Source organism: Duganella alba (assembly GCF_009674495.1).
GTDB classification, from domain to species: Bacteria; Pseudomonadota; Gammaproteobacteria; order Burkholderiales; family Burkholderiaceae_D; genus Rugamonas; species Rugamonas alba.
This window is the reverse complement of sequence record NZ_WKJN01000027.1, coordinates 65234-83009: the sequence shown is the minus strand read 5'-3', so window position 1 is coordinate 83009 and position 17776 is coordinate 65234. Positions and strand designations below refer to the sequence as shown.

General features: G+C 64.9%; 24 protein-coding genes. 13 read left to right on the top strand and 11 right to left on the bottom strand.

Translation table 11 applies throughout. From position 1 onward, the window contains the following. Positions 1-266 precede the first annotated feature (266 nt). The 4 genes from hyi to GJ695_RS22655 all read left to right on the top strand — a co-directional run bounded on the left by hyi (position 267) and on the right by GJ695_RS22655 (position 2739). Entirely contained in the window at positions 267-1046 is a 780-nt protein-coding gene (gene hyi, locus GJ695_RS22670) for a hydroxypyruvate isomerase (RefSeq protein ID WP_154368776.1), read from the top strand. Between the two features lie 66 nt (positions 1047-1112). Next, positions 1113-1883, top strand: a complete 771-nt coding sequence (locus GJ695_RS22665) for a hypothetical protein (protein ID WP_154368774.1) — start codon at positions 1113-1115, stop codon at positions 1881-1883. Positions 1884-1892: 9 nt separating this feature from the next. Further along, the gene (locus tag GJ695_RS22660; protein ID WP_154368772.1) at positions 1893-2318 is read left to right on the top strand and encodes a hypothetical protein; all 426 of its coding nucleotides are present in this window, start codon (positions 1893-1895) and stop codon (positions 2316-2318) included. A gap of 46 nt (positions 2319-2364) precedes the next feature. Next, a complete protein-coding gene (locus GJ695_RS22655; RefSeq protein WP_154368771.1) occupies positions 2365-2739 on the top strand; it encodes a TraR/DksA family transcriptional regulator in 375 nt (124 codons plus the stop codon). Here GJ695_RS22655 and GJ695_RS22650 read toward each other — a convergent pair. Further along, on the bottom strand, positions 2736-3095 hold the full coding sequence (locus tag GJ695_RS22650) for a hypothetical protein (RefSeq protein ID WP_154368769.1): 360 nt from the start codon (positions 3093-3095) through the stop codon (positions 2736-2738). The genes GJ695_RS22655 and GJ695_RS22650 overlap by 4 nt on opposite strands. Positions 3096-3223: 128 nt before the next feature. Next, positions 3224-3775, bottom strand: coding sequence for a glycine zipper domain-containing protein (locus tag GJ695_RS22645; protein WP_154368767.1), 552 nt, complete (start codon positions 3773-3775; stop codon positions 3224-3226). A 162-nt stretch (positions 3776-3937) separates the two neighbouring features. On the opposite strand from GJ695_RS22645, the gene GJ695_RS22640 reads away from it, so the two are divergent. Genes GJ695_RS22640 through GJ695_RS22625 form a run of 4 tightly spaced genes read left to right on the top strand, consistent with a single transcriptional unit; the run spans position 3938 to position 8130 of the window. Continuing rightward, on the top strand, positions 3938-5434 hold the full coding sequence (locus GJ695_RS22640) for an EAL domain-containing protein (RefSeq protein WP_154368765.1): 1497 nt from the start codon (positions 3938-3940) through the stop codon (positions 5432-5434). Further along, the gene (locus tag GJ695_RS22635) at positions 5431-6246 is read left to right on the top strand and encodes an HDOD domain-containing protein (RefSeq protein ID WP_154368763.1); all 816 of its coding nucleotides are present in this window, start codon (positions 5431-5433) and stop codon (positions 6244-6246) included. The genes GJ695_RS22640 and GJ695_RS22635 overlap by 4 nt, the downstream gene beginning before the upstream one ends. A 10-nt stretch (positions 6247-6256) precedes the next feature. Next, the gene (locus GJ695_RS22630) at positions 6257-7633 is read left to right on the top strand and encodes an ATP-binding protein (protein WP_154368761.1); all 1377 of its coding nucleotides are present in this window, start codon (positions 6257-6259) and stop codon (positions 7631-7633) included. Further along, positions 7630-8130: a response regulator gene (locus GJ695_RS22625; RefSeq protein ID WP_154368759.1), complete on the top strand. Its 501-nt coding sequence runs from the start codon at positions 7630-7632 to the stop codon at positions 8128-8130. Before GJ695_RS22630 ends, GJ695_RS22625 begins: the two co-directional genes overlap by 4 nt. On the opposite strand, the gene GJ695_RS22620 is transcribed toward GJ695_RS22625, so the two are convergent. Continuing rightward, positions 8131-8997 (bottom strand): M90 family metallopeptidase, encoded by an 867-nt coding sequence (locus tag GJ695_RS22620; protein ID WP_154368757.1) that lies wholly within the window; start codon positions 8995-8997, stop codon positions 8131-8133. A 129-nt stretch (positions 8998-9126) separates the two neighbouring features. Beyond that, complete coding sequence (locus GJ695_RS22615; protein WP_371865408.1) at positions 9127-9756, bottom strand: winged helix-turn-helix domain-containing protein; 630 nt, start codon at positions 9754-9756, stop codon at positions 9127-9129. Positions 9757-10042: 286 nt separating this feature from the next. On the opposite strand from GJ695_RS22615, the gene GJ695_RS22610 reads away from it, so the two are divergent. Further along, a complete protein-coding gene (locus tag GJ695_RS22610) occupies positions 10043-11095 on the top strand; it encodes an OmpA family protein (RefSeq protein WP_166455157.1) in 1053 nt (350 codons plus the stop codon). A 143-nt stretch (positions 11096-11238) separates the two neighbouring features. Further along, positions 11239-12102, top strand: coding sequence for a YihY/virulence factor BrkB family protein (locus GJ695_RS22605; RefSeq protein ID WP_154368755.1), 864 nt, complete (start codon positions 11239-11241; stop codon positions 12100-12102). Here the strand turns inward: GJ695_RS22605 and GJ695_RS22600 are convergent. Continuing rightward, positions 12088-13287 (bottom strand): AI-2E family transporter, encoded by a 1200-nt coding sequence (locus tag GJ695_RS22600; protein WP_154368752.1) that lies wholly within the window; start codon positions 13285-13287, stop codon positions 12088-12090. The genes GJ695_RS22605 and GJ695_RS22600 overlap by 15 nt on opposite strands. Before the next feature lie 52 nt (positions 13288-13339). Further along, positions 13340-13654: a BON domain-containing protein gene (locus GJ695_RS22595; RefSeq protein ID WP_154359978.1), complete on the bottom strand. Its 315-nt coding sequence runs from the start codon at positions 13652-13654 to the stop codon at positions 13340-13342. A 228-nt stretch (positions 13655-13882) separates the two neighbouring features. Between GJ695_RS22595 and GJ695_RS22590 the strand changes: the two genes are divergently transcribed. Genes GJ695_RS22590 through GJ695_RS22580 form a run of 3 tightly spaced genes read left to right on the top strand, consistent with a single transcriptional unit; the run spans position 13883 to position 14877 of the window. Further along, the gene (locus GJ695_RS22590; protein ID WP_154368750.1) at positions 13883-14323 is read left to right on the top strand and encodes a glycine zipper 2TM domain-containing protein; all 441 of its coding nucleotides are present in this window, start codon (positions 13883-13885) and stop codon (positions 14321-14323) included. Between the two features lie 60 nt (positions 14324-14383). Continuing rightward, positions 14384-14536 carry a DUF3309 domain-containing protein gene (locus GJ695_RS22585; protein WP_090192273.1) on the top strand — a complete coding sequence of 51 codons (153 nt, stop codon included), beginning with the start codon at positions 14384-14386 and terminating at the stop codon, positions 14534-14536. Between the two features lie 14 nt (positions 14537-14550). After that, positions 14551-14877: a hypothetical protein gene (locus tag GJ695_RS22580; protein ID WP_154368748.1), complete on the top strand. Its 327-nt coding sequence runs from the start codon at positions 14551-14553 to the stop codon at positions 14875-14877. 15 nt (positions 14878-14892) lie between these two features. Here GJ695_RS22580 and GJ695_RS22575 read toward each other — a convergent pair whose 3' ends face one another. From GJ695_RS22575 to GJ695_RS22555, 5 genes are all read right to left on the bottom strand, one after another. Continuing rightward, positions 14893-16050, bottom strand: a complete 1158-nt coding sequence (locus GJ695_RS22575; protein WP_229260462.1) for a patatin-like phospholipase family protein — start codon at positions 16048-16050, stop codon at positions 14893-14895. Continuing rightward, positions 16047-16436, bottom strand: coding sequence for a hypothetical protein (locus tag GJ695_RS22570; protein WP_166455158.1), 390 nt, complete (start codon positions 16434-16436; stop codon positions 16047-16049). Before GJ695_RS22570 ends, GJ695_RS22575 begins: the two co-directional genes overlap by 4 nt. 9 nt (positions 16437-16445) lie before the next feature. Next, positions 16446-16829, bottom strand: coding sequence for a phage holin family protein (locus GJ695_RS22565; RefSeq protein ID WP_166455159.1), 384 nt, complete (start codon positions 16827-16829; stop codon positions 16446-16448). Between the two features lie 6 nt (positions 16830-16835). Then, the gene (locus tag GJ695_RS22560; protein WP_154368746.1) at positions 16836-17138 is read right to left on the bottom strand and encodes an ElaB/YgaM/YqjD family protein; all 303 of its coding nucleotides are present in this window, start codon (positions 17136-17138) and stop codon (positions 16836-16838) included. 64 nt (positions 17139-17202) lie between these two features. Continuing rightward, positions 17203-17748, bottom strand: coding sequence for a ferritin-like domain-containing protein (locus GJ695_RS22555; protein ID WP_154368744.1), 546 nt, complete (start codon positions 17746-17748; stop codon positions 17203-17205). Positions 17749-17776 lie beyond the last annotated feature (28 nt).

The following is a 17776-nucleotide window of genomic DNA, read 5'->3' as shown; positions in this document are numbered from 1 at the left end:
TGGGCGGCGGAGCGCGGAGCGCCGCCGTTGCCACCGCCACCACCGGTGCGTGGCGCACCGCCACCGCCGCCCAGCACCGCTCCGGCGGCCGCGGCCGCTAAAAAAAGGCAGGCGAGCCATTCCCGCCTCCTTCCCCCACAGCAAAAAGGGGTCTGACCCCATGCGGGGTCAGACCCCGGCGGACCGCCGTGCGGGGTGAACGCACGCCACGCCACACGCATTTGGATTACGATAGCGACTCAGTCACTGACTACCCCGCTACCGCCATGCCCAAATTCGCCGCCAACCTGTCGATGCTGTACACCGACACGCCATTCCTCGACCGCTTCGCGCTGGCCCATGCGGCCGGCTTCGAGGGGGTCGAATTCCTGTTCCCCTACGCCTTCGACACCGAGCAGATCGCCGAGCGCCTGCGCCGCTACCAGCTCAAGCTGGTGCTGTTCAACCTGCCGGCCGGCGACTGGAACGCCGGCGACCGCGGCATCGCCTGCGATCCGCGCCGCGTCGACGAGTTCCGCGCCGGCGTCGCCAGCGCACTGGAGTACGCCGGCGAACTGGGCGTCACCCAGGTTCACTGCATGGCCGGCAAGATCCCCGGCGGCCTGGCGCCCGAGCTGGCGCGCGCCACCTACCTCGACAACCTGCGCTACGCCGCGCAACAACTGCAGCCGGCCGGCATCAACGTCCTGATCGAGCCGATCAACCACTACGACATGCCCGGCTACCTGCTGACCCACAGCAGCCAGGCGCTGCAAATCATCGCCGAAGCGGCCTGCCCGAATATCTTCCTGCAATACGACATCTACCACATGCAGCGCATGGAGGGCGAGCTGTCCAACACCATCCAGGCCAACCTGCCCTTCATCAAGCACATGCAGATCGCCGACACGCCCGGCCGCCACGAACCAGGCACCGGCGAGATCAACTACCGCCACCTGTTCGCCTTCATCGACCAGCTCGGCTATGACGGCTGGCTCGGCTGCGAATACATTCCGGCCGGCGACACCAACGCCGGCCTCGGCTGGCGCGAGGCGCTGACCACATAGTCTGCGCGCGCGCAAGACGGAGCGTTTCACCACCGGCAACAATGTCCCACACACTGCGGAGCGCCCATGAAACTGTCACGCTGGTTCCTGATCCTTGCCTTGCTGGCCATCCTCACCGGCTGCGCCAGCAGCACGCCGCGCATGGCCGAGGTGCGCGCCTTCGCCGCCGAAGCGCCCAAGCTGGGCGCCTACCATGAGCTGACCGAGCGCTACCGCAACACCTACCAGCGCGAGCAGCCCTACCTGTCGCCCGAGGCCGACGCCCGCGAGCAGGAACTCAACGCCCGCCGCCAGCAGGCCTGCGACGACTTCGTCCAGCTGCAATACGGCTTGCAGGCCTACATGCAAACGCTGGGCAAGCTGGCCGGCGACGACCAGTACGATCTGGAAGACCAGGTCAAGAGCGTCAGCACCGGCATCAAGGCCTGGCCCGACTCCGGCCTGGAGGCGCGCCACGTCAACGCCTTCGCCGGCCTGACGCGGCTGGTGGCGCGCGCCGTCACCCGGCCCATGCAGGAAAACGCCGTCAACGACATCATGCGCGAAGGCCGGCAGCCGGTGCAGGACGTGCTGGACGCCATGCGCACGCTGCTGCGCCTGTACGACAAGAGCAACGACAACGAAGAAAAAACCGTCACCGGCATGCTGGAAGCGGAGATTCCATTCCGCGATCCGCAGCGCGACCGCCTGCTGCTGATGCTGGCCAAGGCGCAGTTGCAGGAGAAGCAGGCCGAGTTCCGCCTGATCGGCCTGCGCTACACGCTGGCGCGCAACAACCTGGACGCCATCGAGCGGCGGCACCGCGCGCTAGTCGACCAGATCCCGACCAAACCGTAAGGAGGGGCCATGGCAAATCCTACCCAGCAAGCGCAGATCGAGGCGCTGGCCGACAACCTGTCCGCCAACGCCGACGCCCTGCACCGGCGCCTGATGCGCGCCATCCGCACGCCGTCGCCGGACGGCGCCCTGCCCGGCATTTCGCAAGGCGTGGCGCAGGCATTGTTTGAAAACGAGGTGGCGCTGCGCCAGCGCGCCAACGGCCTGTACCTGGATGCCGCCGTGCTGGCCGCCACCGGCCTCGGCACGCAACAGCAGCAACTGCTGGACCTGACCGCGCTGGCGCAGCAGAAAATCGACCGGATCGACCGCCTCAAGGATCTGGTGGACCTGGCCGGCGAGCTGCTGTCGCTTGGCGCGGCGGTGGCCGCCGGCAAGCCGGAACACGTGCTGTCGCCGCTGGAAAAACTCAAGCACCACATCGAGGCGCTGTAGAACAAATCCCGCCGTAGCAGGTCAAATGCCGTAAGGAGTGCGCGGCATGAACGGACTGGACGACCATCAATGGCAGACCTTGCAGGCGCGGCTGGAATGCGCGCGCATCGCGCTGCTGAGTCAGCTTGCGGATGATCTGGACCGCAACACCGACCTGCGCCTGCCCCTGCCGCACGTGGCGGAAGCCTCGCCGGCCGACAACGCCAGCCAGCGCACGCTGCATGCCGCCGTGCACGAGGCGGCCACGCTGACCTCGCGCCAGCTCGACATCGTGCGCCACGCGCTGGCCAAGTTCGACGATCAGCTCTACGGTTTATGTGAACACTGCGGCGAGGCCATCGGCTACTCGCGGCTGAACGCGCGGCCGGAGGCGCGCTTGTGCATCAATTGCCAGACGCGGCTGGAACAACGAATCCGCTAGTCGTCCAGCCAGGGCTGGTTGCGGATCTTGGCCACCTGCCGCTGCGCCATCAGGCGCCACAGCTGCAGCGCGTCGGCCTGCTGCAGCACGGTCATGGTGCGCGGCGAGGCCAGCGCGATTTCGCAGTCGCGGTCCGACCACTCGGCAAAGCGTACCGCGCCGCCGCTCGACACTTCCATCTCATACATCAAGCCGTCGTCATAGCCGAAGCGCAGCACCGCGCTGCCGGGACCGCCTTCGGGACTGGCGGTCTTGCCGCTGTAGACGTCGCTCAGCGCCGCCGCCAGCTGGGCCTCGGACGGCGCCGTGACGTCGCGCCCATCCGGACGAGTGAGTACCAGCCATGCCTGTGTCATTGCCGCCTCCGCTCTTCGGTTGATCTCTGCGACTATCATACCGAAAATTGCCTTGCGTGCAGCCCTAGTCTCGGATATGCAACAACGCCATCCAAATGGGGGATAGCAAGCCGACACTGTTGCCGGACTCAGACCCGCTCGGGCAGCGAATTCGGATTGAAGTCGCGCCAGTCGCCACCGCTGATCTGGCCTTCGGCGCGTTCGATTTCACGCGCGCCCAGGCGGCGCAGGATGTCCAGCGCCTTGTCTGTTTCGGCCGGCTCGTCCGCCGCCACGGCGATCATCATGCCGGCCTTGCGCGGCGGCTGCACGTTGCTGCCATCCTCGTCCGGCTCGCCCGCTTCCTTCATCTTGTGCAGGCTGTACAGCGAACCGACGTGGGCGCCGACCAGCGCGCCCACCACCGGGCCGACCGGACCGGTGATCGGAATCGTCGCGGCGCCCACCACCGCACCGGCCACCGCGCCGGTAGCGCCGCCCTGCACCACGCCCTCGTCGCTCTCCTTGGCGCCGGGCGACTTGTCGTGGTCGCCGCCGAGTTCATGCAAGTCGTGCTGGCCCGGCGGGTTGACGTAGAAGGAACTGATGCGGGCCGGCGCGAAACCGGCGCTCAACAAGGCCAGCCGCGCGTCGGCGATTTCATCCTGTAATTGAAAATGCCCGGCAATGATGGTGCTCATGGGTGTTCTCCTGGTTTAAGTTTGGTGCCAGTGTGGCGCGCACGCCGGCGGTTTTCCGTTCGCTTGCGCACACGTTAAAAAGGTTGAACCGCGCGGACTTGGCCGTATAATCAATCGATAGTATTTTCGAGCAGCAAGCTTCCATTTCGATAGGAACGCCTGATGGAGTTCGATCAACCGCCGCGCTACCAGCCCCTGGTCGATCTGCGCAACGGCGCCGTCGCCGGCGTCGAGGCGTGGTCCACGCGCGGCGACAGCCTGGCGCTGTTGCGCCGCAGCTGCGCCGACCGCGCGCTGTGGCAAGGCGGCGTGCTGAGCGGCGCCGACCTGCAGGTCGCCATCAACCTGGCGCCGGCGCAATTGCAGGACGCGCGCTTCGGCCCCGCCGTCGCCGCCCTGCTGGAACAGCATGCCATCGCGCCGGCCGCGCTGACGCTGGAGCTGGACGAGGCGACGCTGATGCACGACACCGCCGCCAGCGCCGCCGCACTGGGCTTCTTCAAACAGCTGGGCGTCAGCCTGACCCTGGACCGGTACGGCGCCGGCCCCGCCTGCCTGAGCAATCTGCAACGCTATCCCTTCGATTACATCAAGCTCGACAGCGCCGTGGTGCGCGGCGTGGCCGACAGCGACGCCGTCGCCGCCCAGTGCCAGGCGCTGATCGCCATGGCGCTGCACCTCGGCATCCGCGTCGCCGCCGACGGCGTGCAGACCGAAGCCCAGTGCACCTTCCTGCGCGACAATCTGTGCGACCTGATCCAGGGCGAGCTGTACGGCGCGCCGCAGCTGCCGGAGGAAATCGGCGCGCTGCTGAGCGCGGACCGCCGCCTGTCGCCGCACCTGCTGCGGGTGCAGGCGCGGCAGCGCCGCCTGCTGCTGGTCGACGACGAGGCCAACATCGTGTCGGCGCTGAAGCGCCTGCTGCGCCCGGACGGCTACGAAATCCACACCGCCAGTTGCGGCGAACAGGGGCTGGAGATGCTGGCCCAGCATCAGATCGACGTGATCATCTCCGACCAGCGCATGCCGGGCCTGAGCGGCGCCGACTTCCTGCGCCAGGCGCGCACGCTGCGGCCGGACACCATCCGCATCATGCTGTCCGGCTACACCGAGCTGCAATCGGTCACCGACGCCGTCAACGAAGGCGCCATCTACAAATTTCTTACCAAGCCGTGGAATGACGACCAGCTGCGCACCCACCTGCGCGACGCCTTCCGCCTGAAGGAAATCGCCGACGACAACGCGCGCCTGCACATGGAGGTACGCAACGCCAACCACGAACTGGCCAGCGCCAACCGCCGCATGGAGCAATTGCTGCACCAGATGCAGCGCCAGATCGCCCGCGACGAGATCAGCCTCGGCGTGGCGCGCGACCTGCTGCAACAGCTGCCGCTGCCGGTGATCGGTCTCGACGACGACGGCATGATCGCCTTCGTCAACGGCGCCGCCGGCCGCCTGTTCCAGCGCAGCGGCGCGCTGCTGGGCAACGAGGCCTGCCTGGTGCTGCCGGAGCTGTTCCCGGACCCGGCCTGCCTGCCGCCGGCCAACCACCACGCCGCCATCGGCGGCCGGCGCTACAGCGTCACCGCCTACCCGATGGGACTGCATTCGGCTTCGCGCGGCAGCCTGATCACGCTCAGCCTGGAGGCCGCCGCATGAGCCAGATCGCCCTGGATGACGTGGTGCGCCGCGTCCACGACCTGCCCTCGCTGCCGGCGGTGGTGGCGGAACTGCTGGTCAGCATGGAACAGGACGACGTCGACCTGCACTACCTGGCCGGCCGCATCGCACTCGACCAGGCGCTGACCGCCAAGACGCTGCGCCTGGCCAATTCCTCGTTCTACGGTATGCCGTCCAAGGTCACCAGCATCCAGCAGGCGATGTCGGTGCTGGGCCTGCACAGCGTGCGCACACTGGTGACAGCCTGCGGCGTGATCGGCGCGGTGCCGCCGGCCAGCGGTCCGGCGCTGGATTTCGACGCCTTCTGGCGCCACGGCATCGCCACCGCCGTGTGGGCGCGCGCGCTGGCGCGCCATCTGCGCCAGAGTCCGGACACCGCCTTCACCGCCGGCCTGCTGCACAACCTGGGCACGCTGGTGCTGGCGACCCGCTTTCCCGACGAATACGCGGCGGTGCCGGCCTGGCGCGCCGAGCATGAAGACGCCAGCGTGGCCGATGCCGAGCTGGCCGTGTTCGGCGTCGACCACACCCAGGCCGGCAGCGCACTGGCGGCCTACTGGAAATTCCCGCCGGCGATCCAGGACGCCATCAGCCACCAGCGCGACGACAACGCCACCGGCCTGGCGCTGGCGATCGGCCTTGCCCATCTGCTGGCCGAGCCGTCCGACGCCAGCGAAGCGCAGCGCGAGCACGCCTGGCACACGCTGGCGCTCGACGATGAACAGCGCCAGCAACTCAGCGCCAGCTGCCCCGTGATGGTCAACGATATGTGCCAGATTCTGGTCAATTAGGAACGCTACGATGAAACTCCCCTCGCAGGCCGAAGTGGCGCTGGATGAATTCTTCGACGGCCACCCGGTCGCCACCTTCGCCATCAACCGCCACCACGTCATCACCCACTGGAACAAGGCCTGCGAACAGCTGCTGGGCTGGACACGCGCCTGCATGGTCGGCACCCGCAACCAGTGGCAGCCGTTCTACGTCAAGGAGCGCTCGCTGCTGTGCGACCTGATCGTGGCCGGCGACACCAATATCGCCGACCACTATCCTGGCCACAGCCACCCGTCGACGCTGATCCCCGGCGCCTACGAGTCGGAGGACTTCTTCCCCAACATCGGCGAAAGCGGCCACTGGCTGCACTTCACCGCCGCGCCGCTGCGCGACGCCGAGGGCCATATCGTCGGCGCCATCGAAACGCTGCGCGACGTCACCGAACGCCGCGTCGCCGAAAACGCCCTGCGCAAGTCGCGCGACGGGCTGGAACACATCGTCGAAAAGCGCACCGCCCAGCTGGCCCACGCCAACGACAAGCTGGAGGACGACATCCGCCAGCTGACCGAGCTGAACGACCTGCTGTCGGCGGCCCAGCAGCAACTGGTGCAGGCCGAGAAGATGGCTTCCATCGGCCAGCTGGCGGCCGGCGTGGCGCACGAGATCAATAATCCGATCGGCTACATCTTCTCCAACGTCGGCACGCTGCAAAACTACCTCGGCCAACTGTTCGACATGCTGGACGCCTACCAGGAAGCCGAAGCCAGCATCGCCCAGCCCGAGGTGGTGACGCGCCTGCGCGCCATGCGCGAGCGCATCGACCTCGACTTCCTGCGCGAGGACATCCCGGCCCTGATGCGCGAATCGGGCGAAGGCCTGGTGCGGGTGCGCCATATCGTCGAAGACCTGAAGGATTTTTCGCGCGCCGACAACAACCAGGAATGGAGCCGTACCGACCTGCACCAGGGCATAGACTCGACCTTGAACATCGTCGCCAACGAGGTCAAGTACCGCGCCGACGTGGTCAAGGCCTATGGCGACATTCCGGAAATCGAATGCCTGCCCTTGCAGATCAACCAGGTGGTGCTGAACCTGGTGGTGAACGCGGCCCAGGCCATGGGCGAGCAGCGCGGCACCATCACGCTGCGCACCGGCATGGCCGACCAGCAGACGGTGAAACTGGAAGTGGAAGACACCGGCAACGGCATCGCGCCGGACGCGCTGTCGCGCATCTTCGATCCCTTTTTCACCACCAAGGCGGTGGGCAAAGGCACCGGCCTTGGCCTGTCGCTGGCCTACGGCATCGTACAGAAGCACAAGGGCCGCATCGAAGTCGATACCGAACTGGGACGCGGCACCTGTTTCCGCGTGCTGCTGCCGATCCGCCATACCGAGGAGCAAACATGACCCGTATATTGCTGGTGGACGACGAACCGAACATGCTGAGCGCGCTGCAACGGGCGCTACGGTTGAGCAAGGCGCTGGCCGGCGCGCAAATCGAAACCTTCACCAATCCGTTCGACGCGCTGAACCGCATCTGCGTCTGCGAATTCGACCTGGTGGTGTCCGACTTCATGATGCCGGAAATGAGCGGCGGCGAATTCCTGCAGGCGCTGAAGGACGTGGCGCCGACCACGGTGCGCATCATGCTCAGCGCCTCGACCGATTTCAAGACGGCCATGGCGGCCATCAACGACGCCCATGTGTTCCGCTTCATTCCCAAGCCGTGGCAGCAGGCCGAGCTGGAGCAGAACATCCTGCAAGGGCTGGAGGAACGTCAGCGCCTGCTGGCCGAGGCCGGCAAGGCGCCGTCGGCGCAGGAACTGGAGGCGCAGCGGCTGGAGGACGAGGAGCCGGGCCTGCTGCACGTCAAGCGCACCGACGACGGCTCCATCATCCTGTGACTACCAGCCGTAGGCGAACGAGACCGGCTCGGCTGCCGGCGGCGGTGGCGGCGGCGACATCCATTCGCGCGGATCGACGCGGTAATACTTGAGGAATTCCGCGTACAGCTCGGCATGGTGCTCGGCCATCTGGTACGGCTTTTCGAAAAAGGTTTCGGTGGCGACGGCAAAGAATTCGGCCGGATTGGTGGCGCCGTAGTAGTCCATCACCGTGTGCTGGCGATACATGGCGTTCATGCGCAGGTTCTGGAAATCGCGCGACAGCACTTCCGACCATTCGCGGTAGCTGGCCGGATTGCCCAGGTATGGCGCACCGTTGGCGCGGCCCGATTCGCTGTCCAGCTGGTGGGCGAATTCATGCAGCACCACGTTGTGGCCGTCGGTCCAGTCGCCGGCGCCGCGCCGCACATCGTCCCAGGACAGCACCACGCGGCCGTCATCCCACGACTCGCCCAGCATGCTCTGGTGGCCCGGCGTGATCACGCCGCCCGGCCCCACCTGCGGCCGCTGGGCCACGAATTCGCTCGGATAGACCAGGATGGTGTGCAGCGCCGGATACACCTTGCTGTGCCGGTTCAGCAGCAGCAGACAGGCCTGGCCGGCGATGATGACCGCCATTTCGTCGGTCACTTCCAGCCCTTCGCAGCCGACGAACTTTTTCTGATGCAGGAATTGCACCACCAGCTTGCGCAATTGCTGCTGCAAGTCGGGGCTCATGCGGCGGTAGACCGGGATGCTGCGCTGTAAAACCTGCTCCGCTTCACGCGGCAAGGGCCGGGCCAGTACCCGCTGCAAGCGCCAGCGCGGGTAGTAAAAAGGCAGTGCGATCGCCAGTGCCGTCAGGCCTATCCAGATCAAAGCTTCCATGTGCCGCAGGTCCGTAAGATGTCATGCCAGCATAGGTGGGGCGGCTGCGCCGCATTTCAATATGTCAACAAGAAAACAGCCGGCGCGGTGTTCACCGGCCGGCTGTTTATCATACCCCTGCGAGGAGGTTTATTCTGCTTTTTGCTGCGACGGCGCGCTGCCGAACAGGGCTGCCACCAGCGGATCGCGCATCACCGGACCGCGGTTGACGCGGATGGCGTAGTGGGTGTCGTCGGCCAGGATGTGGAAATGACGGCCGCTGCCCGCCATGGCTTGCTCGCGCAGGCCTGGACGCTCCTTGCGTGGCGGCGCGCCTTCGCGTTTCGGCTGGGCGATGGCGGCCAGGAAGGCGGCGATGCGCTCAGGATCCGGCGTCAGTTGATAAACGGCCTTGCCCAGGTAGGTGGCGGTGCCTTCGACGTAGCGGGCCAGCTCGATCACGCCGGCTTCGCGCAGGTCGCGGATGTATTTGCGGGCGCCGGACGGCGAAAACTTCAGGAACCAGGCGATTTCGTCGGCCAGCATCTCGTGCATGGACAGTTCGCCGATCAGCTTTTGCATGTTTTCGATGCGGCGCAGCGTGGCCGAGGTGGAGCGCACGCGCTCGATCGACGCCATCGACAGGGCCGGCTTGCGGTCCAGCGGCGCCGGGGTCGAGCGATCCATCAAGGCCGTCAGCCGGGCCGTGGTGGATTGCATCTCCGGCGAGGCTTTCATCTCGTTTTGGACCATGGTTTGTTGTTTGCTGACTGCATGCATGAGAACGCTCCTTTAAACTGGATTGATACTGCTTTGACTCAAGAATGCCTGTTTGCGACGGGACGGTCTGTGCGGCAACGAACATTAGCGATGCATCTATAGGCTTTAAGCTCGGACAAGGGCGCGACGAATAAGTTTCAGGAAATGTGGCAAGTTTGATACAGCACAAAGTTAGGTGCGGTAGCGAACGGAAGGACCGCACCTTGTCGCCTAATCTTCGGTCCAACAGCGATGCAACAACATTGCTGGCAGTGAAATAATTTTTTAAACAATCGGGAGCCACCCTGTGAATAAATCCAAGAAAATCGCCATCGCCGTTGCAGCCCTCTGCGCGTCGTTCTCCGCCCTGGCCCAGGATGCGGTCATCAATCCATCGTGGTACATTCAGCCAAGCGTGAACGGCGTCAAGCCGGATTCCGACTTTGGCGCCACGGACAAGCGCGGTTACGGCGCCGGTCTGAAATTCGGCAAAGCCATCAACGAGAAGTGGGATGTCCAGGGCGGCTATACCTATGCCCGCTCCCGTGACGGCGACCGCCGCTACCAGCAGGACACGCTGGGCGTCGACGGCCTGTACATGTTCTCGCGTAAAACCTTCCGTCCGTTCATCCTGATCGGTATCGGCGCGGAACGCGACAAGGCCAACCTGCCGCTGTACATCGAGCGCAAGAAAAACTCGCCTTACCTGAGCGCCGGTATCGGCTTCCAGGCGGACATCAACGACCGCGTCACCTTCCAGGCTGACCTGCGCGACCAGCACGGTTTCATCCGTGGCGACGAGTTCCCGAACAGCAAGAGCAACAACTACTACCTGACCGTGGGCCTGAACTTCGCCTTCGACGCGCCACCGCGCCCGGCGCCACCGGCACCACCGGCACCACCGCCAGCACCACCAGTGGCAGAACCACCGCCACCACCACCAGCACCGCCAGCACCACCGCCACCACCGCCAGCACGCTTTGAAAAAGTGACGATGTCGGCGACCGAGCTGTTCTCGTTCGACAGCGCCAAGCTGAATTCGAACCAGCCTAAGCTGGACGATATCGCCAACGTGCTGAACACCAACAGCAGCATCGACAACGTGGTCATCACCGGCTACGCCGACCGTCTGGGCAGCGACAAGTACAACCAGAAACTGTCCGAGCGCCGCGCCAATGCGGTCAAAGACTACCTGGTCGGCAAAGGCATCGCCGCCAACCGTCTGAACGCCGTGGGCAAAGGCGAGTCGAATCCTGTTGTTGAGTGCAACGACAAGAAACGCGCTGACCTGATCAAGTGCCTGGAACCTAACCGTCGCGTGGAAGTGGAGCAGATCACCATCGAACGCCGCGTACAATAATCCATTGAAGCCAACGCCCCGCGACTAAACGTTGCGGGGCTTTTTTTTTACCCCGAACGAAAGGGTCTGACCCCGTACGGGGTCAGACCCTGGCCGCAGCGGTGTGCGGGTTGCACCGATGCCGCAAACATGTACGGCTTTTTATGTCGCCCAAAAATATATTCTCGGTACTGAAGTGCACCGTCCTCGAATGGTTCGATCACCGCGGCAGCAGCATGGGCGCGGCGTTGGCCTTTTACACCCTGTTCTCACTGGCGCCGATCCTGGTGCTGGTGCTGGCCATCGCCGGCTGGTTCTACGGCCCGCAGGCGGCCCAGGGCGAGCTGTTCGCGCAGCTGCGCGGGCTGGTCGGCGCCCAGGGCGCGGAAGCGATCCAGGCGGTGCTGGCCGGCGCGCAGAACAAGGAGGAAGGACGGCTGGCCACGCTGGTCGCCAGCGGCCTGCTGCTGTTCGGCGCCACCACCGTGTTTGCCGAACTGAAGGCCAGTCTCGACGCGATCTGGCAAGTCCCGCCCCTGACCCACGGCACGCTGTGGGACACGGTTCGCACGCGCCTGCTGTCGTTCGGCATGGTGCTGGTGCTGGCCTTCCTGCTGATGGTGTCGCTGGTGGTCAGCGCGGCGCTGACGCTGCTGGAGAAATTCTGGGGCAGTTACTGGACCGACGCCGGCATCGCGCTCACCGTCATCAATATGGCGATCAGCTTCATCGTGATCGCCGCGCTGTTCGGCGTGATCTTCAAGATGCTGCCGCGCGTGAAACTGTCGTGGCATGACGTGACCATCGGCGCGCTCGGTACGGCGGCTTTGTTCACGCTGGGGAAATATGCGATCGGTGCGTATATCGGCAACAGCGGCGTGGCCAGCAGCTATGGCGCCGCCGGCTCGATGATCGCCCTGCTGCTATGGGTGTACTACTCGGCGCAGATCTTCTTCCTCGGCGCCGAGTTTGCGCGGCAGTATGCTTTACAGCTGGGCAGCCTGCGCGGAACCTCACTCGCCCAGTAGCTCGGCCACCACTTCCATCCCTTCCACGCGCTCGGCGACCACCTTGACGATCACGATCACCGGGACGCCGAGCAGCAAGCCCCACACGCCCCACAGCCAGCCCCAGAACAGCAGACTGACAAACACCGCCGCCGCGTTCATGCGGGCGAAGCGGCCGGTCATCCAGGTCGCCACCACGGTGCCGATCAGCGTGGCGATGGCCAAGGAGGCGCCCATCACAAGCAAACTCATCTGCAAGGATTCGAACTGCAGGAAGGCCACGATGCCGGTCGCCAGCATGATCAGCAGCGGGCCGAAGTAAGGCATCAAATGCAGCAGGCCGGCCACGATGGCCCAGGCGCCGGCATTTTCCAGGCCAATCCAGCGCAAGGCGGCCCACATCAGCAGCGACAGGGCGCCGTTGGTCACCAGCAGCATCAGCATGTATTTCTGGATCGAGCTGTTGATGTCTTCCAGGATGTGGACGGTGATTTTCTTCTTGGTCAGCGACGGCCCGGTCAGCTTGACCAGCTTACGCTTGAAGGTGTCGCCCGACATCAGCAGGAAGAACACCAGGAAGATCACCATCGTGGCCTGGCCCAGGAAGCCCATCACGCCCATCGAGCCGGCCCAGATCCAGTCCATCACCGGCAGCGTGTCCGGCGCGGAGGCCACGGCGGCACGGCGTGCGGCGCGCTTCTCCTGCGCGCCGGCGGTGGCCTGTTGCAGCTCGGTCGCCACGTCCTGGATGCGTTGCAGTGCGCTCGGGCCGCCGTTGTGCAGGCGGTCGTTCAGCAGGCGCGACAGCTTGTGCCCGGCGGTCGGCAATTCATCGACGATGGACTGGAACTCGCCCTGCAGCTTTTCCATCACCAGCACCGAGCCGCCAAGGATGGCGGCGGTGATCAGCGTGGCGGCGATGATGCGCGGAATGCGCAGCTTCTCCAGCCAGCACACCAGCGGACTGAGCATGTAGGTAAACAGGATGCCGAGCAAAACCGGCACCAGGAAATTGCGCGACCACTGCAAGGCATACAGGAAGGCGACCGTGGCGATCACGCCCAGCGCGAGGCCGCGGGCGTTGACATGCAGGGGAATGCGGGAAGGTGCGGGTGCTGCGGGAGTGGCGGGAGTTGAAGCGGAAGCGTCAGCATCGGCGGTGAGCGCCTGTGCGTGAGTCCGGGGAAGATCGACAGGCTGGTTCATGATGACTCACAGTGAAAAACGCCGGCGCGGCTGAGCGCGCCGGCCGGGGGAATTACTTGACGTGCAGGTCGTTTTTCACAGCGGTGACGCCTTTGACGCCGCGTGCCACGCTGCCGGCCTTGGCGATGTCTTCAGGCTGGGCGACGAAGCCGCTCAGCTGCACGGTGCCTTTGAAGGTTTCAACGTTGATTTCGGTCGATTTCAGGCTAGGCTCGTTGAAGATGCTGGCCTTGACTTTGGTGGTGATCACGGAATCGTCGACATACTCGCCGGTGCCTTCTTTGGACGAGGTCGATGCGCAGCCGGTCATGGCGCCCAGCAGCGATACGGTGAACAGGGCAGTAGCGATTTTATGTGCGATTTTCATGGCGATTCTCCTTGGAGTATTTAAAAACAATGAGTTTGTCAGCCAGCGGGACGTTTGTTTGCCGTCTCTGCTACCGATGTCGCCATTAAACGCTGCTTCGCGCCAGCCCTCTGTACGTTAGCGTACAAAAACCGCGATGCGTCCGGCGCGGCCTGCATCGTGCGTAAGCGCACAGACCTTGCCGCGCCCGCTGTTTATTCTGGACTCACACTTTTTCAGGAGAACAACATGAAACGCTCAACTACGCTTGCCGCCGCCCTCTTTGCCGGCGTTGCCGTATTGAGCGGCTGCGCCAGCAACCAGCAGCCGCAACAGATCGGCTATATCAGCAACGACTCGTCCACCTACGGCACCATCGATTCGATCCAGATCATGCAGGCCCGTGGCGGCTCCGGCGTGGGCGCCGTGACCGGTGGCCTGATCGGCGGCCTGCTGGGCAACCAGGTGGGCGGCGGCTCGGGTCGCGCTGTCGCGACCGTGGCCGGTGCGGTCGGCGGCGCGGTGGTCGGCAACAATGTGGAAAACAACCGCAATGCCGGCAAGGAGGAATATCAGATCAGCGTCCGCATGGACAACGGCGATACCCGCATCATCCAGCAGGACAGCGTCTACGATCTGCGCGTGGGCAACCGCGTGCGCCTGATCGACGGCCGCCTGTACCGCTATTAATCAGCGGCCAGGACCAGTTCCACACCTCTCACCACAAGCTCTAACTACAAGGAGAATTCCATGGGTACCATCATTCTGATTATTCTGGTTCTGGCGCTGATTGGCGCACTGCCAACCTGGCCGCACAGCCGCAACTGGGGCTATGCGCCCAGCGGCATCACCGGCCTGATCGTCGTTATACTGCTGATCATGCTGCTGACCGGCAGGCTCTAAACAAGGAGAACATCATGGTTCATCGCATCGTCACCGGCGTGATGATGGCGTGCGCGGCCCTGGCCGTGCACGCGCAGGAAACCGATACCACGCCACCACAGAACGCCCAGCTGCAACGGCAGGAAATCGCCAAAGGCGAACCGGCCCGTTGGTCGCAGGGCGACCGCACCACCGCCGAACAGACGCGCACCCTGCGCAAGGAAATCGGCGCGGCCCTGGCCGAAGCCAAGCAGGCATGCCACAAGGGCCCGGCCAACGAACGCAGCGCCTGCCTCAAGGAAGCCCAGCAGATCTACCAGGCCGACATGGCCAGCGTGCCACAGATGGTGGCGCAGAAATAAGGCGCCATGGGCCGCTCAGGCGGCCCGTTCGCCGCCCGGCACTGCCAGCGGCGGCAATTCGTGCACCACCAGCGGCGTATCCTCCGATACAAAGCCCAGCCAGCCCGCCGCCTTGATGGCGCGCAGCGCATCCTGATAGCCCTGGTCCCAGCGCCAGTTGATCGATCCCTCGGAAAAATTGATGTCCTTGGCGGCCATGTTCCAGTCGCGGCCGGCGTATGGCAGGCGCACCACGTGCAAGGTGCTGTCGCAGCCCAGCGCCTCCAGCTCGCGCGTCTGCTCAGGCGTGCGCTTTGCCGGCGGCAGCGCCGAATACAGCTCGCGCAGCTTTTGCCGCATCTGGTGGGTGGCCACGTAATCGGTCAGGTGGCGCCGCGAGCGCGAGGCGAAGGTGACGTCCTTCTGGCGCGTCTGCACCTGGTCCAGCGTGACCGGCTCCTCGCCGTCGGCGCTCCACAGGTCGACCATGAAGCACAGCGTATCGACCTGCTTGCTGTCGTCCAGCACGGTTTCCAGCGGGGTGTTGGAGTACAGGCCGCCGTCCCAGTACAGCTCGCCATCGATGCGCACCGCAGGGAAGCCCGGCGGCAACGCGCCGCTGGCGCGGATATGGTCGGCATGGATGGTCTGCTCGCGGTTGTCGAAGCCGCGCAGCGTGCCGCTGGTGACCTGCAGCGCATTGACCGTCAGGCGGATGCCGCCCGGCGCGTTCAGATAGTCGAAATCGATGAGTTCGTTGAGGGTGCCGCGCAGCTCGCCGGTGTCGTAAAAGCTGGCCTGCTCCGGGTCCACGCGCGCCCCGGCCGCAAACGGACTGAAAAGTCGCGGCGTGAAGAAGCCGGGCACGCCGCGCACCAGCGTATCCCAGGTCTGCAGCACGATGTTGGAGCGGCGTTGCGCATCCGGCACATGGCGCATGTCGTAACTGTCGCGATGGGCGATGCCCTGCCAGAACTGGCGCAGCCGGCTCAGGCGGGTTTCATGGGGATTGCCGGCCAGGATGCCGGCATTGATGGCGCCGATGGAGGTGCCGACGATCCAGTCCGGCGCCAGCTGGTGTTCATGCAGCGCCTGGAACACGCCGGCCTGATACGCTCCCAACGCGCCGCCTCCCTGCAGGACCAGCACGATGCGCAAGCCTGCGGGATTCAGCGGATGGGGAGCGGCGCTCAAGGCTGTTCGTACTGCGTGGAGGTTTTGCGCCGCATCAGCCAGGCGACGCCGATGCCGGCCACGGTGGCCAGCGCCAGCGCCGGCTTGATCAGCTTGCGGCGGGCGATGAACGAACCGACCGTCAGCGCATACGGCGCCAGCGACTTCAGGGACTTCAGCGAACTGAAGCTGAACCCGCCCGAGGCGCCGCCGTGCAGCAGCCCGCCCAGGCGCGCCTGCGCCAGACCGACCGCATGGTCGATGGCGCCGTGCATCAGGGCGTCCGGCTGCAAGGCCTGGCCGACCAGCGCTTTCGAGTGCACCAGCTTGATGCGGTACAGCTCGCCTTCGCGGATGATTTTTTGCTTCTCGGCCGCCAGGGCGGCCTCGTCTTCAAGCTTGCTCACGGCCTCTCCTTACAACAGCATGTCGCGGTCGGACTTCAGTTCCGCCATGGTGGCCGGCAACGACAGCTTGCCGCTCCGCAGCAGTCCGCGCGCGTACAGAATCAGGCCGATGGCGACCAGCAGGAACACCACGGTGATGATCGGCAGGATCACCCAGCCGATGGCGGCCCACGCCAGGTACACGATGGTGACCGAGGCATAGATCAGCGCAAAGCCGCCCAGCAGCACGGCCAGCGCGAACACCAGCACCAGTTGCAGCAGATGGTTGCGGACCTGCGCCAGTTCCAGCGCCGCCAGTTCCAGCCGGTTCAACAGCAGGCCGATCGCGTTGCGGGTCACCAGACCCAGCGACGCGATCAGGCCCGGCGGACGATTGTCTTCGTCGTGCGCCACGGTAGCTTACTTGCGGCCGATGATGACACCGATCAGCAGGCCGATGCTGGCAGCTGCTGCGATCGAACGCCATGGGTTTTCCTTGACGTATTCATCGGCGTGCTTGGCGGCTTCCTTGGTCGCGGCGACCGCGCTGACCTGGGCTTCGTGGGCCTTGGCCAGGGCGGTGTCCAGCGCGCGCATGCCGCGGCCGCGCAGTTCCTCGGCTTTCTCACCGGTCAGCGCGGTGGCGGCGGTGAACAATGCCTGGGCATCTTTAACCAGAGTTTTCACGTCGTTATTCACGGTACTGATGTTTTGTTCCAGCATGATAAAGCTCCTGTTTTGGTTGTCGGTGTGAAAACTTTACAGCAAATCGGGTCGGACCGTATGGTTAACCGTGCTCGGTCATCATGTCACGCATATCGTCAGCGTGCTCCTCTTCGACCGCCATGATCTTGATCAAGAGATGGCGAGTCGTCGGATCGGTGTCGCCGATTTGCTCGATCATCTGACGGTAGGCCTCGATCGCCACGCGTTCGGCGATCAGGTTGGCGCGCACCATCGACTGCACGTCCTCTGACGCATCATACTCGGCATGGCTGCGGTCAAGCAACGTTGCCGGATTGAAATCAGGATCGCCATTCAGCTGGACGATGCGTTCGGCCAGCCAATCCGCGTGTTCCTGCTCTTCGTTGGCATGTTCGAGGAACTCCGCCTTGATGGCGGCGTTCTCGCGCCCGCTGACCGTGTAGTAGTGCCGCTTGTAGCGGTTGATGCAGACCAGCTCGGTGGCCAGCGCGTCGTTCAGCATCTTGATGACCGCCTCGCGATCGCCCTTGTAACCCGAGGTGACCGCGCCGTCGTCAAGATTGCGGGCGGCTGCGCGGATCGCTTCGGTATCGATGCCTGCCGGATGGGTGGGATTGGATTCAGCCATGAGTCTTTCCTTCCTAAGTAAGAGGTGA

Coding starts and splice junctions, on each gene's coding strand:
- GJ695_RS22560 (WP_154368746.1), bottom strand. CDS start 17,138: ATGCTGGAACAAAACATCAGTACCGTGAATAACGACGTGAAAACTCTG.
- GJ695_RS22645 (WP_154368767.1), bottom strand. CDS start 3,775: ATGAGCACCATCATTGCCGGGCATTTTCAATTACAGGATGAAATCGCC.
- hyi (WP_154368776.1), top strand. CDS start 267: ATGCCCAAATTCGCCGCCAACCTGTCGATGCTGTACACCGACACGCCA.
- GJ695_RS22640 (WP_154368765.1), top strand. CDS start 3,938: ATGGAGTTCGATCAACCGCCGCGCTACCAGCCCCTGGTCGATCTGCGC.
- GJ695_RS22665 (WP_154368774.1), top strand. CDS start 1,113: ATGAAACTGTCACGCTGGTTCCTGATCCTTGCCTTGCTGGCCATCCTC.
- GJ695_RS22555 (WP_154368744.1), bottom strand. CDS start 17,748: ATGGCTGAATCCAATCCCACCCATCCGGCAGGCATCGATACCGAAGCG.
- GJ695_RS22660 (WP_154368772.1), top strand. CDS start 1,893: ATGGCAAATCCTACCCAGCAAGCGCAGATCGAGGCGCTGGCCGACAAC.
- GJ695_RS22615 (WP_371865408.1), bottom strand. CDS start 9,756: ATGCATGCAGTCAGCAAACAACAAACCATGGTCCAAAACGAGATGAAA.
- GJ695_RS22600 (WP_154368752.1), bottom strand. CDS start 13,287: ATGAACCAGCCTGTCGATCTTCCCCGGACTCACGCACAGGCGCTCACC.
- GJ695_RS22625 (WP_154368759.1), top strand. CDS start 7,630: ATGACCCGTATATTGCTGGTGGACGACGAACCGAACATGCTGAGCGCG.
- GJ695_RS22585 (WP_090192273.1), top strand. CDS start 14,384: ATGGGTACCATCATTCTGATTATTCTGGTTCTGGCGCTGATTGGCGCA.
- GJ695_RS22595 (WP_154359978.1), bottom strand. CDS start 13,654: ATGAAAATCGCACATAAAATCGCTACTGCCCTGTTCACCGTATCGCTG.
- GJ695_RS22635 (WP_154368763.1), top strand. CDS start 5,431: ATGAGCCAGATCGCCCTGGATGACGTGGTGCGCCGCGTCCACGACCTG.
- GJ695_RS22630 (WP_154368761.1), top strand. CDS start 6,257: ATGAAACTCCCCTCGCAGGCCGAAGTGGCGCTGGATGAATTCTTCGAC.
- GJ695_RS22590 (WP_154368750.1), top strand. CDS start 13,883: ATGAAACGCTCAACTACGCTTGCCGCCGCCCTCTTTGCCGGCGTTGCC.
- GJ695_RS22620 (WP_154368757.1), bottom strand. CDS start 8,997: ATGGAAGCTTTGATCTGGATAGGCCTGACGGCACTGGCGATCGCACTG.
- GJ695_RS22580 (WP_154368748.1), top strand. CDS start 14,551: ATGGTTCATCGCATCGTCACCGGCGTGATGATGGCGTGCGCGGCCCTG.
- GJ695_RS22650 (WP_154368769.1), bottom strand. CDS start 3,095: ATGACACAGGCATGGCTGGTACTCACTCGTCCGGATGGGCGCGACGTC.
- GJ695_RS22655 (WP_154368771.1), top strand. CDS start 2,365: ATGAACGGACTGGACGACCATCAATGGCAGACCTTGCAGGCGCGGCTG.
- GJ695_RS22605 (WP_154368755.1), top strand. CDS start 11,239: ATGTCGCCCAAAAATATATTCTCGGTACTGAAGTGCACCGTCCTCGAA.